The organism is Streptomyces lanatus, assembly GCF_014655715.1.
In the GTDB taxonomy this organism is placed as follows: domain Bacteria; phylum Actinomycetota; class Actinomycetes; order Streptomycetales; family Streptomycetaceae; genus Streptomyces; species Streptomyces lanatus.
Genome location: NZ_BNBM01000002.1, coordinates 32,469 through 44,893 on the forward strand (window position 1 = coordinate 32,469; position 12,425 = coordinate 44,893).

Annotated in this window: 13 protein-coding genes and 1 tRNA gene; 10 read left to right on the forward strand and 4 right to left on the reverse strand. The window is 71.7% G+C overall.

Features of this window, described 5'->3' with window-relative positions:
• The first annotated feature begins 197 nt into the window (after positions 1-197).
• The 5 genes from IE325_RS05420 (at position 198) to IE325_RS05440 (ending at position 6,132) form a co-directional block, all read left to right on the forward strand.
• Entirely contained in the window at positions 198-842 is a 645-nt protein-coding gene (locus tag IE325_RS05420) for an HNH endonuclease family protein (protein ID WP_190068561.1), read from the forward strand.
• A gap of 108 nt (positions 843-950) precedes the next feature.
• On the forward strand, positions 951-2,591 hold the full coding sequence (locus tag IE325_RS05425; RefSeq protein WP_190068562.1) for an alkaline phosphatase D family protein: 1,641 nt from the start codon (positions 951-953) through the stop codon (positions 2,589-2,591).
• Positions 2,592-2,866: 275 nt separating this feature from the next.
• Positions 2,867-4,771, forward strand: coding sequence for an FAD/NAD(P)-binding protein (locus IE325_RS05430; RefSeq protein ID WP_190068563.1), 1,905 nt, complete (start codon positions 2,867-2,869; stop codon positions 4,769-4,771).
• A 92-nt stretch (positions 4,772-4,863) separates the two neighbouring features.
• Positions 4,864-5,304, forward strand: a complete 441-nt coding sequence (locus tag IE325_RS05435) for a DoxX family protein (RefSeq protein ID WP_190068564.1) — start codon at positions 4,864-4,866, stop codon at positions 5,302-5,304.
• Positions 5,305-5,496: 192 nt separating this feature from the next.
• Positions 5,497-6,132, forward strand: a complete 636-nt coding sequence (locus tag IE325_RS05440; RefSeq protein ID WP_190068565.1) for a DedA family protein — start codon at positions 5,497-5,499, stop codon at positions 6,130-6,132.
• Positions 6,133-6,280: 148 nt separating this feature from the next.
• Here the strand turns inward: IE325_RS05440 and IE325_RS05445 are convergent, their stop codons facing one another.
• Positions 6,281-6,502 carry a DUF2277 domain-containing protein gene (locus IE325_RS05445; protein WP_190068566.1) on the reverse strand — a complete coding sequence of 74 codons (222 nt, stop codon included), beginning with the start codon at positions 6,500-6,502 and terminating at the stop codon, positions 6,281-6,283.
• 95 nt (positions 6,503-6,597) lie between these two features.
• Between IE325_RS05445 and IE325_RS05450 the strand changes: the two genes are divergently transcribed.
• Entirely contained in the window at positions 6,598-7,503 is a 906-nt protein-coding gene (locus tag IE325_RS05450; protein ID WP_190068567.1) for a ketopantoate reductase family protein, read from the forward strand.
• Here the strand turns inward: IE325_RS05450 and IE325_RS05455 are convergent.
• On the reverse strand, positions 7,497-8,336 hold the full coding sequence (locus IE325_RS05455; protein ID WP_190068568.1) for an NmrA family NAD(P)-binding protein: 840 nt from the start codon (positions 8,334-8,336) through the stop codon (positions 7,497-7,499). The genes IE325_RS05450 and IE325_RS05455 overlap by 7 nt on opposite strands.
• Positions 8,333-8,740, reverse strand: coding sequence for a nuclear transport factor 2 family protein (locus tag IE325_RS05460; protein WP_190068569.1), 408 nt, complete (start codon positions 8,738-8,740; stop codon positions 8,333-8,335). The genes IE325_RS05455 and IE325_RS05460 overlap by 4 nt, the downstream gene beginning before the upstream one ends.
• 121 nt (positions 8,741-8,861) lie before the next feature.
• Between IE325_RS05460 and IE325_RS05465 the strand changes: the two genes are divergently transcribed.
• The gene (locus tag IE325_RS05465; RefSeq protein WP_190068570.1) at positions 8,862-9,470 is read left to right on the forward strand and encodes a TetR/AcrR family transcriptional regulator; all 609 of its coding nucleotides are present in this window, start codon (positions 8,862-8,864) and stop codon (positions 9,468-9,470) included.
• A 51-nt stretch (positions 9,471-9,521) separates the two neighbouring features.
• Positions 9,522-9,860 carry a DUF8825 domain-containing protein gene (locus IE325_RS05470; RefSeq protein ID WP_190068571.1) on the forward strand — a complete coding sequence of 113 codons (339 nt, stop codon included), beginning with the start codon at positions 9,522-9,524 and terminating at the stop codon, positions 9,858-9,860.
• 45 nt (positions 9,861-9,905) lie between these two features.
• On the opposite strand, the gene IE325_RS05475 is transcribed toward IE325_RS05470, so the two are convergent.
• Positions 9,906-9,977 (reverse strand) — tRNA-Val (locus IE325_RS05475).
• A gap of 205 nt (positions 9,978-10,182) precedes the next feature.
• On the opposite strand from IE325_RS05475, the gene IE325_RS05480 reads away from it, so the two are divergent.
• Together IE325_RS05480 and IE325_RS05485 are read left to right on the forward strand one after the other, a co-directional pair.
• Positions 10,183-10,959: a DUF4097 family beta strand repeat-containing protein gene (locus IE325_RS05480; protein ID WP_190068572.1), complete on the forward strand. Its 777-nt coding sequence runs from the start codon at positions 10,183-10,185 to the stop codon at positions 10,957-10,959.
• A gap of 74 nt (positions 10,960-11,033) precedes the next feature.
• Positions 11,034-12,419, forward strand: coding sequence for a hypothetical protein (locus IE325_RS05485; protein ID WP_190068573.1), 1,386 nt, complete (start codon positions 11,034-11,036; stop codon positions 12,417-12,419).
• Positions 12,420-12,425 lie beyond the last annotated feature (6 nt).

Genomic DNA, 12,425 nt, shown 5'->3' on the forward strand with positions numbered 1-12,425 from the left:
TGAGCAGTATGTCGACGGTCCGGCGAAGAGCTACTCCCCTTCTGCGCTCCCCATCATACGAGATCGTTTCGCGGTAAACCTTGTTATGTCATGTACGCGTCACTAACTTCTAACCGAACGCACACCTCCCGGCAACAGGGCATGGCGAGCATTCCATCGCCCGCCCGCCAACACCCCCACCCCTCAAGGGAGTTCAGATGTCGAAGTTCTACGCGCGTCGACGCGTCAGCATACTCGCGGCGCTGACCGGCGTCATAGCCTCCGTCGGACTTTTCAACGGCCCGACCGCCTCCGCCGCGCTCCCCACGCCCGTCAGCGCCGCCACCGCCCGCGGCTACCTGGCCCAGCTCACCGTGGCCACCGAGGACCGCACCGGCTACGACCGCGACCTCTTCCCGCACTGGATCACCCAGTCCGGCACCTGCAACACCCGTGAGACCGTCCTCAAGCGCGACGGCTCGAACGTCGTCACCGACTCCTCCTGCGCCGCCACCAGCGGCAGCTGGTACTCCCCCTACGACGGCGCCACCTGGACCGTCGCCTCCGACCTCGACATCGACCACCTGGTCCCGCTGGCCGAGGCCTGGGACTCCGGCGCCGACAGCTGGACCACCTCGCGCCGCCAGTCCTTCGCCAACGACCTGACCCGCCCGCAGCTCATCGCCGTCACGGACAACGTGAACCAGCAGAAGAGCGACCAGGACCCGGCCGAGTGGATGCCGTCGGTCAGCTCCTACCGCTGCACCTACGTGCGCGCCTGGGTGCAGGTGAAGTACTACTACGGCCTCTCGGTCGACTCGGCGGAGAAGTCCGCCCTCACGAACTACCTCGCGAGCTGCTGACCCCTCAGGGCATGGGCCGCACGGAGTTCGGCAAACCGTGACCTGCGGAACCTCCCCGCCCACCTCCGTCGTTCCGTACCGTACGGGGCGACGGAGGAGGGTGATCACGTGGCGGAACTGCGCCTGGGGCCACTGCTGAGGTACGTCGACGGCTCGTCCGCGACCGTGTGGGTCGAGGCGAGCCGTCCGTGCACCGCCGAGGTGCGCGGCACGGACGGCTCCGGCGGCGAGTCCCGTACCTTCCAGATCGCGGGCCACCACTACGCCCTCGTCCCCGTGACCGGTCTCACCCCGGGGACGACGACGCCGTACGAGGTCCTGCTCGACGGCACACGCGTGTGGCCGCTCCCCGACGACCGCTTCCCTCCCTCGGTCATCCACACCCCCGCCGACGGCGACGCCGTCCGCCTCGCCTTCGGCTCCTGCCGCTGGGCCGCGCCGCCCGCCGACGAGAAGGACCCGGTGGGGCCGGACGCGCTGGACACCCTCGCCGCGCGGATCGCGGGCGACCCGGACGGCGAGCGGCCGGATGTGCTGGTGCTGCTGGGCGACCAGGTGTACGCCGACGAGACCTCCCCGGCGACCCGGCGCTGGCTGGCCGCCCGCCGCGATCTGAGCGAGCCGCCGGGCAACGAGGTCGCGGACTACGAGGAGTACACCCGCCTCTACTACGAGTCCTGGCTGGACCCGGAGGTGCGCTGGCTGCTCTCCACCGTCCCCAGCTGCATGATCTTCGACGACCATGACGTCATAGACGACTGGAACACCTCCGCCGCCTGGCTCGCCGACATGCGGGCCACGCCGTGGTGGCGCGAGCGGCTGCTGAGCGGGCTGATGTCGTACTGGGTGCACCAGCACCTCGGCAATCTCTCCCCGGCCGAACTCGCCACCGACCCGCTCTACGCCGCCGTACGCGAAACCCCGGACGGCACCGACGAGTTGCGCTCCTTCGCGTGCAAGGCGGACGCCGACCCGGCCTCGGTGCGCTGGAGTTACCGGCGCGATTTCGGGCGGGTGCGGCTGCTGATGGTGGACACACGGGCGGCCCGCGTCCTCGACGAGGGCGCACGCTCGATGCTCAACCCCGGCGAGGCGCAGTGGCTGCGCGAGCAGGCGCTCGACGCCCCCGGCTCCTACGACCACCTCCTCATCGGCACCTCCCTGCCCTGGCTGCTGCCGCACCTGGTGCATGACGCCGAGGCGTGGAACGCGGCCCTGTGCCGGGGTGAGCGCGGGGAGCGCTGGGCGCGGTTCGGGGAGGACCTGCGGCGCCGGGCCGACCTGGAGCACTGGGCGGCGTTCCCACCGTCCTTCGACGCGCTGGCGGCGCTGATCGCGGAGGCGGGTTCCGGGGCGGGGGCGCCGGCGACGGTGTGCGTGCTCTCCGGGGACGTCCATCACGCGTACGTGGCCGAGCCGACCTGGCCGGAGGGTCAGGGCCCCGACGCCCGCGTCTTCCAACTGACCTGCTCCCCCGTCCACAACGCCATCCACCTGGCGATCCGCCTCGGCTTCCGCTTCGGCTGGAGCGGGGTGGCGCGGGTACTGGGCCGACGGTTCGCGGGGCACGGGGGCTGTCCACGGCCGCCGGTCGACTGGCGTCGGACGGGTGGACCGTGGTTCGGCAACCAGCTGATGACGCTGACGTTGAGGGGTCGTTCGGCGGGGTTGCGGTTGGAGCAGGCGCGGGAGGTTGGTGGGGGTGGGGCGCGGTTGAAGGTGGTGGCGGAGTCGGAGCTCTCGCGGTGACGGGGGTGAGTGGGGGCTGGTCGCGCCCACGCGGCGGAGCCGCAAATCGATACAGCCCCGCGCCCCTAAAAGAAGGGCACTGCAGCGGGCGCCCCTTAGGGGCGCGGGGAACTGCGCGAGCAACCCACAACGACCCGCAGCCGCCATCGCACCGAACACCCCGAGCTCTCAGGCGAACACCCCCGCCCCCCACCACCCCCACTCCCAACGGCATGATGAGCCGGACCGTCCGCTTCCGTTAAGCGGCTGCGCCTCATACGCCCCGGAGTCAATCCTTGACCGCACCGACCTCCCCCACGGTCACCGTCACCGTCGCCCTCGTCGGCGCCGGCCCCCGCGGCACCAGCGTCCTCGAACGGCTCTGCGCCTCCGCCCCCGAACTCCTCCCTCCCGGCGCCCGCCTCACGGTCCATGTGATCGACCCGGCGCCGCCCGGGGCGGGACATGTGTGGCGGACCGCCCAGTCGCCCGAGCTGCTGATGAACACGGTGTCCTCGCAGGTCACCCTGTTCACCGACGACAGCGTGGACTGCTCGGGCCCGATCCGGACCGGCCCCAGCCTGTACGACTGGGCGGCGGGCGCCCTGGGCCCGGACGAGTACCCGACCCGCGCCCACTACGGCCGTTACCTGGAGTGGGTGTTCGCGAAGGTCGTGCGCGAGGCGCCGCCCGCCGTGCGCGTCGAGACCCACGCGGCCCGTGCCGTACGGCTCGACGACGCGCCCGACGGCCGCCAGGTCCTCACCCTGGACGACGGCCGCGTCCTGCCCGGCCTGTCCGCGGTGGTGCTGGCGCAGGGCCATCTGCCGACGGCCGCCGACCCGACGGAACGCCGGCTCACCGCATACGCCGCACGCCACGGCCTGCGCTACGTCCCGCCCGCCAACCCGGCCGACGTCGACCTGTCCGCCGTAGCCCCCGGTGAACCGGTGCTGTTGCGCGGCCTGGGGCTCAACTTCTTCGACCATACGGCCCTGTTGACGACGGGACGGGGCGGCCGGTTCGTCCGGGACGCGGAGAGCGGCCTCCTGCGTTACCTCCCGTCCGGCGACGAGCCGCGCCTGTACGCCGGTTCGCGGCGCGGCATCCCGTACCAGGCGCGCGGCGACAACGCGAAGGGGCCGTACGGCCGCCATCTCCCGCTCGTGCTCACCCCGGAGGTGATCGCCGGTTTCCGCAAGCGCGCGGACTCCGGTGAGGCACCGGACTTCCTCACGGAGATATGGCCGCTCGTGGCGAAGGAGGTGGAGACGGTGTACTGCGCGGCGCTGATACCGGAGGCGAGGCGGGCGGCGTTCACCGGGCGCTTCCTCGCCGTCCCGCATCGCGATCCCCAAGAGGCGTGTCTGCTGGACGAGTTCGGGGTGGAGGAGCGCGAGCGCTGGAGCTGGGACCGGGTGTCACGGCCGTACGCGGAGCGCGCTTTCCCCGATCCCCGGCGGTGGCGCGACTGGCTGCTGGCGTATCTGCGCGAGGACGCCGCGCAGGCCGCCCGGGGCAATGTGCACGGCCCGCTCAAGTCGGCCCTCGATGTGCTGCGCGATCTGCGCAACGAGCTGCGTCTGATCGTCGACCACGGCGGCCTCAGCGGCGATTCGCGCCGGGACCATCTGGACCGCTGGTACACCCCGCTCAACGCCTTTCTGTCCATCGGCCCGCCCCGGCGGCGGGTGGAGGAGCTGGTGGCCCTGATGGAGACGGGTGTGGTGGAGGTGCTCGGGCCGCGGCTGGAGGTGCGCGAGGAGGCGGGGGCCTGGGTGGCGCACTCGCCCGAGGTGCCGGGTTCGGCGGTGCGGGCGACGACGCTGGTCGAGGCGCGGCTGCCCGGGACGGATCTGCGGCGCACGGCGGACGAACTGCTGGCCGGGCTGCTGGAGACGGGGCAGTGCCGGCCGCACACGGTCGACGGCTACGAGACCGGCGGGCTGGACGTGACCGCGCGCCCGTATCGGCTGATCGACCGTCAGGGGCGGGTGCACGCACGGCGGTTCGCGTTCGGTGTGCCCACGGAGGGTGTGCACTGGGTGACGGCGGCGGGGGCGCGGCCGGGTGTGGATTCGGTCACCCTTTCGGATGCGGATGGGGTGGCGAGGGCGGTGCTACGTGCGGTGATTCCCGGGGTCGGTGGGGATTCCGGGGCTCAATCATGGCCAAATGTTGAACTTGCAAGCATCAATTAGGTCACCCTAACGTGAACTCCTACCGATCAGTATCCGTCCCCCGCCGTTCCTCACAGGGACCGGTGAGATACCAGACCGAGGGAGTCCCCCACATGACCGGACGCCTTAACAGCGCCCAGCCGTACGCCATCGGCCTGTTCCGCATCGTCGTCGGCCTGCTCTTCGCCTGCCACGGCGCCAATTCGCTCTTCGGCACCTTCGGCGGCGAGACCTTGCCGTCCGGCACCTGGCCCGGCTGGTACGCCGCGGTGATCGAACTCGTCGGCGGCAGCCTCGTCCTGCTCGGCCTCGGCACCCGCGCCGCGGCGTTCATAGCCTCCGGCGCCATGGCGTACGCGTACTTCAAGGTCCACCAGCCACAGGCCCTGTGGCCCATCGAGAACCAGGGCGAAGGCGCCGCCATGTACTGCTGGGCCATGTTCCTGCTGATCTTCACCGGCTCGGGCGCGTTCGGCCTGGACCGGCTGTTCGCCAAGCGCTCCGGCGCGCAGAGCCGGACGGCGGCCGAGCAGACGACGCCGGTCGCGGCCTGACGGCACGGCTGCCGCCGGACGTAGTCGTCCGGCGGCAGCCGGGTGAACATGCTGTGCCGAACACACGAGCCCCCGATGAATCACCTGTCACACCCTCGGCGTACGCTGTATGGCTGTCATAGGCCGCCCCTGCCGCTCCCCCGGGACGTCGCGGCACGGTCTGGCCACGGGGGTTGAACGGGGAGTTTTACGGTGCTCGAGGGGATCGAGGACGTGGGGTCGCTGACCGCGGGCCCATGGATCTATGTAGTGGTCGCGCTGTCGGTCCTGCTCGACGTGTTCCTGCCGGTGCTGCCCAGCGGCGTCCTGGTGATCACGGCGGCCATGGCGGCGGCCGCGGGCTCGGGTGCGGCGACCGGGCAGGTCCCCGGCGAGGTGCCCGACATCCTGGCCCTGACGCTCTGCGCCGCGACCGCCTCCGTCCTCGGTGACCTGGTCGCCTACCGCCTCGCCTGGCGCGGCGGTGCCCGACTGAACCGCGCCATCGCCCGCTCCCGCCGCCTCACAGCAGCGCAGGAACGTCTCGGCGCCGCCCTGGCCCGAGGCGGCGGCGCCCTGGTCGTCCTCGCCCGTTTCGCCCCCGCGGGCCGCTCGGTGGTCTCCCTCGGCGCCGGCGCGACCCATCGCAGCCCCCGCGACTTCCTCCCCTGGTCCGCGCTGGCCGGCCTCGCGTGGGCCGTCTACAGCGTGGCCCTCGGGTATTTCGGCGCCCAGTGGCTGGGCGCGACGTGGCTGGCGACGGGGGTGTCGGTGGCGGCGCTGTTCGCGGCGGGAGCGGTGGCCACGTACCTGGTGCGACGTGAGCCTTCGGCGGAGCCGGGCGCCTAGGGCTCGGGGCGATCGGTGCGTTATAGCCCCGCGCCCCTAAAAGAACGCCTGCTGCACGTGCCTGCTTTTCAGGGGCGCGGGGAACTGCGCGACCAGCCCCGAACAACCCGCACCCGGCAAACCAGCGAACCCGGCAGACGCACCCCCGCTACCTAGCGGCAGCGCCCCGCACCTCCAACCCGTCGAGCAGCTCGGCCGTGGCCTCGGCGATGGCATCCACCGCGCGGTCGAAGACCTCGCGGTTGTGCGCGGCCGGGGCCCGGAAGCCGGAGACCTTGCGCACGTACTGGAGGGCGGCGGCCCGGATCTCGTCCTGCGTGGCCTCCTCGGGCAACGCGGGCGGGCGGAGAGTCTTGATGCTGCGGCACATGCCAAACAGTCTCCCTCGGGGTGGGCCCTTCGTGCCATGATCGAGTCCGAGGCGGCCACCGCACCCTGGCGGGGCCGACCGAGGAGAGGACACGCATGTCTGCGAACGACGGACTCACCGTGGCGATACTCGGCCCCGGCGGCATAGGCGGCCTGCTCGCCGCACTGCTGTCCAGGTCCGGCCACCGCGTCATCTGCCTGGCCGGCGACGAGACCGCGAAGACCCTGCGTACGACCGGCCTCCATGTCCGCAGCGGGATGTTCGGCGACTTCACGGCCGAGGTCGAGGCGGACACCGAGCTCCGCGAACCGGTCGACGCCTGTCTGATCGCGGTCAAGGCCACCCACCTCGACGCGGCCCTGACCCGCGTCCCGCCCGGCACCCTGGGCGACGCCCTGGTCGTACCGTTCCTGAACGGCGTGGAGCACCCCGCGTCGCTGCGCGCCCGCTACCGCCCGGACCGTGTGGCCCCCGCCGTCATCCGCGCCGAGTCGACCCGCGTCGCCCCCGGGGAGATCGAGCACGCGACGCCCTTCGCCGAGGTCGACCTCTCCGGCGACCCGGTCCCCGACGAGCGCCTGGACGCCCTGGCGAAGGCCCTCGGCGAGGCCGGCATCACGACCCGCGTCCTCCCCGACGAGGCCGCCGCCCTCTGGGCGAAGATGTCCTTCCTGGCCCCCTTCGCCCTGCTCACCACCCGCCACGCCCTCCCCCTCGGCGACGTACGCACCCACCACCGCGAGGAATTGACGTCCCTCGTCGAGGAGACGGCGGCCGTCAGCCGCGCCTGCGGCGGCCCCGCCGACCCGGCCGGGGCCCTCGCCCGCTACGACGGTTTCCCGCACGGCATGAAGTCGTCGATGCAGCGGGACGCGGAGGCGGGCCGCCCCCTCGAACTGGACGCCATCGGCGGCGCGTTGCTGCGCGCGGCGGAGCGGCATGGGGTGCCGGTGCCGGTGACGGCGCGGGTGGTGGGCGAGTTGAGGGCGTCGGGTCACTGACCCGCGGCTACCGCGCGCTCCACATGCGCCCGGAAGTCACGCGGCCGGCGGCCGGTGACACGCAGGACGGTGTCGGTGACACGGTCCTCGGCGCCGTCCGCGACCGCCGTGTCCATGCTGGCGAGCATGGCCGCGAACTCGGTCGGCATCGCCGCGGCGAGGTGATCGCGCATCTGCGGGTAGGTCAACTGCCGGTGGGTGACGGTGCGTTCGGTCACCTCGCTGAGGATGGTGGCCACGTCGGTGTAGCTGAGCGTCTCCGGGCCGGTGATGACCAGGTCGGTGTCGGGCGCGTGGCGATCGGTCAGCGCGTGTGTGGCGACGGCGGCGATGTCGTCGGCGTCGACGAACGCCACCCGCCCCTCCCCCGCCGCGGTCCGGATCGTCCCCTCCTCGCGGATGCTGTGGGCGTGCATGTGGTCGCCGGTGAAGTTCTGCATGAACCAGGACGGCCGAAGCACCGCCCACTCGTCGAACAGGGAGGGCAGCGCCTGGTGCACCTGCCCGACCGCCGGGCCGCCCGCGGGGATCGCCGAGGAACTGAGCAGCACGGCCCGCCGCACACCGGAGGCGCGGGCCAGCTCCAGGAAGGGCAGCATGATCGCGGCCGGGTCGGCGGAGGCCAGGGGCGGGACGAGGTAGACGTGGTCCGTGCCGCTGAGGGCCTCCTCGTGGGTCGTACGGTCGTACCAGTCGAAGCGGACGCCGAGCGGGCCTTGGGCGCGCCGGCCGGCGGCCTTGACGCGATGCCCTCGCGCGGCGACGCCCCGGGCCACCCGGCTGCCGGTGGTACCGCTGGCCCCGACGACCAGCACAGTGACGGGCGTGGTCATCGGTCCCCCTTCGGGATGCCGAGCGGGTTCCAGTAGTCGCGGTAGTGGGTGATACGGCCGTCCGTGGCCGACACGACCGCGATGTACGTCATGTCGAAGGGCTCTCCGCTCTCGACCCAGCGCCCCACGCCACGCATCTCGACGACGATCGTCCGCGGATCGACGGTCTGGTGGATCTTCAGCTCGGGGAACTCGTGGAGGTCGATGTGGTCGGGATAGTCGCGCATGTAGTCGAGCACGGCGGCCTTCCCCTCCAGCCGCTTCGGCCACCCGTCCGGCGCGAAGGGGAACTCGAAGACACCGTCGTCGTCCCACAGGCCGACCCAGCCGGGGATGTCCTTGTCGAGCAGCAACTGCAAGCCATGGCGGTACAGCTCAGCGGGCGACTGCGCAGGCGTGGCCATTCGGGCTCCTTCCGATACGATACGGACCCGGGGTCCGCTTAACCCCGCCGCCACCATAGCGGACCCAAGGTCCGTTTACGCAACCGTGCGCAGTCGTACGCAACCGAAGGACATCCGACCCGTGCCCGAACGCAAGCCCCGCGCGGACGCCGTACGCAACCGCGAGGCCGTCCTCGCCGCAGCCGACCGGCTCTTCGCCACCTGCGACCGGCCCGAGCAGGTGACCATGGCCGACATCGCGGACGCGGCCGGCGTCGGCAAGGGAACCCTCTTCCGCGGCTTCACCGACCGCACCGGCCTGATCCACGCGCTCTACGAGACCCGCCTCGAACCGATCCGCCAGGCCATCACGGACGGCCCGCACCCCTTGGGCCCCGGCACACCACCCCTGGAACGCGCCCTGGCCCTCCTGGACGCGATCCTGTGCTTCAAACTCGACCACCGCCATCTCGCCCTTGCCCTGGAGGCAACGGGGACCGACAGCCCCTACGGCGCGACGCACTACGACTGGTGGCACGGCACACTCCGCGACGTCCTGGCCGAACTCCCCGGCTTCACCACCGTCGACTTCACCGCCCACGCCCTCCTGGCAGCCGTACGCGCCGACCTCATCGACCACCTGACCGACCACCGGCACCTGCCCCGCGAACAACTCCGCACGGACCTGGCCGAGTTCACCACCCGGGTCCTGACCAGCACCGCAGGGCCGGGCACCCACTCGTTCGCATGAACCCCCCAAAGGCACTCGCGACCCAAATTCGAACAGGCGTAGCATTGCGCCGTGGCTACGCCCTATGACTTTCCGAGTGACCTCCTCGCCGGCCAGGAGGAGTTGCATCAGGTCCGGGCCGAGCTGTCGGCCCTCCTGAAGCGTCTCCCCTGGTCGGTCGTGCCCCTGGAGGGCTTCAGCGACGACAACGGCTGGCGCAAGATCGAGCGCCCCGCCTCCCCCGGCTGGACCCAGGACGAACAGGCCGAGGTGGAGAAACTCCGGCGCCGCGAACACGAACTCGCGGTGTTCGTCAGCGGCCACCGCTTCTGGTCGGAGGTCTCCGCACCGGACCGCATGGACGCCCGCACCAGGCTGAAACACGCCCATGAGGCGCGCGAGGAGACCTGAAACAGAAAGGGCCCCGACCGTGAACGGCGGGGCCCTCTGCTGCGGTGGGCGCGGACGGTTTCGAACCGCCGACATCCTGCTTGTAAGGCAGGCGCTCTACCCCTGAGCTACGCACCCGAGAACGAGTCGACAGCCTACCTTGCCGGGGGCCATGTCCCGCAAACCCATATCGGAGGGCTGTGGGGGATCACCTGGGGTTATCCCCACCCCTGATCCGGGAGCAGCCCGGATCCCCAGCTGGGCCCGGGGTCCGTACGGTCGAAGCACCATCGCACTCCCGGCCCGAACAGGTCGGCCCGGGACGTCTCAGGGGGAGATCGTCATGGCCCGTACCGTTCCCGCTCGTGCCGCCGCAGTCGCCGCGGTCGTCGTGGTGCTCGTCGCCGGTGTCGCCGCCTGTGGGGCCGACGCCGGGGACGACAAGGAGCCCGAGAACCGGTCCTTCCCGCTGCAGGGGCGGACGCTGACCATCGACTCCGACGACTCGGCGCTGGAGATCGTGGCAGGCGACGAGAACAAGGCCGGGACGGTGGAGGTCACCCGGTGGTTCAAGGGGTCCGTCGCGGTCGGTTCGGAGCCCAGGGTGACCTGGGAGATGAAGGACGACGACCGGCTGGTGCTGCGGGAGAAGTGCTCCGGCATGATCGCGAACTGTGCCACCAAGCACCGCATCGAGGTGCCGCGCGGCGTCACCGTGAAGGTCGAGGACGGGGACGGGAGCGTGCGGGCGCGGGGGTTCAAGGATGCGCTGAGCATTCGTACGGGGGACGGGTCCGTGCAGGTCACCGACTCCAGCGGGCCGCTCGATCTGAAGACCGGGGACGGGTCCGTGCGGGTCTCCGACGTCGCCTCGCGGCGGGTGAAGGCGCAGACCGGGGACGGGTCCATCAGGCTCGAACTGGGAACCGTGCCGGACCGCGTGGAGACCCGCAGCGGGGACGGGTCGGTGACGATCGAGCTGCCGCGGTCGACGTACGACGTCGAGACCCGGACCGGCGACGGATCCGTGGATGTGTCCGTGCCCCGGGACAACGCCAGCTCCCACGCGGTGTCCGCCCACACCGGCGATGGAAATGTCACCGTGCGAACCGCGAACTAACCGGGCCGTGTGTTCGTCCTATACCGGTGGGAGAATGACACCGGGCAGGGTGAATGACAGCACGGGAGAGGGATGTGACGGCGACACCTCCGCAGCCGAACTCGCCGTCAGGGCCGCGTGCGCGGGCACGTTCCATGCGGGCGGCGCTCCATGACACCCTCGCCCTCGCCGCGCTCCCCCTCGTCGTCGCCCTGGCGCTGCCCGCCGCCTTCGCCGGTGGCGGCACCCGGCGCTGGTTCGGCGGGCGGGCCGAGAGCCAGCGGGCCGAGGCGCAGGCCGCGAAGGACGCCGCGGCGGCGGCGTTCTACGAGCTGGACACGGCCCAGCGGGATCTGCGGATCTCGATCGAGACGATCGCGGCGGTGGACGACTCCCCCGCCGCCCGCCGCGCGATCAGCGACTTCGAGGCCCTCGGGCGGCGCATCGACGAGGTCTCTCACCAGTACATCAATGCCGTTGACGCCCATGATCTCGATCGTGATGATCTGGAAGCCTCAACCGCCGCCCGAGCCCGTGCCGAGCTCGCCAAGGCCAAGGACGATCTCGACAACGTCAAGCGCGAGCTGGACCGGTTCGGCGACTCGCTCGGGCCGCTGCTCGGCAAGGCCGAGACCCAGCTGGCCCGGCTCGCCCCGGCCGTGGAGCGCGCCCGCCAGGGGCTGCTCGCCGCGTCGAACGCGCTCGATGCCGTACGGGAATCGGGGCTGAAGGCGGATGATCTCGCGGCGCGGCTCGCCGTCCTCGCCCCCGAGCTGACCAAGCTCAACCAAGGCGCCGGGCAGCATGGCGTGCCGCAGACCCTGGAGCGTGCCGAGCGGGTCGCGAGGGAAGCCGAAGCCGTACGGGTGGAGGCCGAGCGGCTGCCTGAGAAGGCCGCCGAGATCGATCATCGGCTCGTTTCGCTGCGGACGCGTGCGCAGGCGCTCACCACCCGTGCCGAGCAGGTGGAGCCGGTGCTGAGCGAGCTGCGGCGGCGGTTCACCGCCGCCTGCTGGCAGGACTTGCAGGGCGTTCCGGAGCGGGCCGGGGAGAACGTACGGCAGGCCGAGGTGAAGCTGAAGGAGGCCCGGGCCGCGCGGGACGAGCAGCGCTGGCCGGATGCCACCGCCCTCCTGTCCACCGTCCGGGCGCTGCTGAACAGCACCGATGAGTCGGTGTCCGCCGCCGGTGACCGGCTGCGGCAGCTGAACGCCGTACAGAAGGACCCGCAGCAGGAGATCGACCGGACCCGTTTCGCGATCCGGGACGCCCAGCGGCTGGCGATGGCGGGGCGGAACACCCCGGATCCGGCCCATGCGCGTCCGCTGGACGACTCCGTCGCCCGGCTGGAGCGGGCGATCGGCACCCTGGAGGGGCGTCATCCGGACTACTGGCACTTCCTGACCGAGACGGAGGCGGTACGGGAGACGGTGGCCCGGGTCGTCGCCCGGATCCGCGAGGAGCGCGGATCCGGACACTGAGCATCT

Coding starts and splice junctions, on each gene's coding strand:
- IE325_RS05420 (WP_190068561.1), top strand. CDS start 198: ATGTCGAAGTTCTACGCGCGTCGACGCGTCAGCATACTCGCGGCGCTG.
- IE325_RS05435 (WP_190068564.1), top strand. CDS start 4,864: ATGACCGGACGCCTTAACAGCGCCCAGCCGTACGCCATCGGCCTGTTC.
- IE325_RS05445 (WP_190068566.1), bottom strand. CDS start 6,502: ATGTGCCGCAGCATCAAGACTCTCCGCCCGCCCGCGTTGCCCGAGGAG.
- IE325_RS05450 (WP_190068567.1), top strand. CDS start 6,598: ATGTCTGCGAACGACGGACTCACCGTGGCGATACTCGGCCCCGGCGGC.
- IE325_RS05455 (WP_190068568.1), bottom strand. CDS start 8,336: ATGACCACGCCCGTCACTGTGCTGGTCGTCGGGGCCAGCGGTACCACC.
- IE325_RS05460 (WP_190068569.1), bottom strand. CDS start 8,740: ATGGCCACGCCTGCGCAGTCGCCCGCTGAGCTGTACCGCCATGGCTTG.
- IE325_RS05480 (WP_190068572.1), top strand. CDS start 10,183: ATGGCCCGTACCGTTCCCGCTCGTGCCGCCGCAGTCGCCGCGGTCGTC.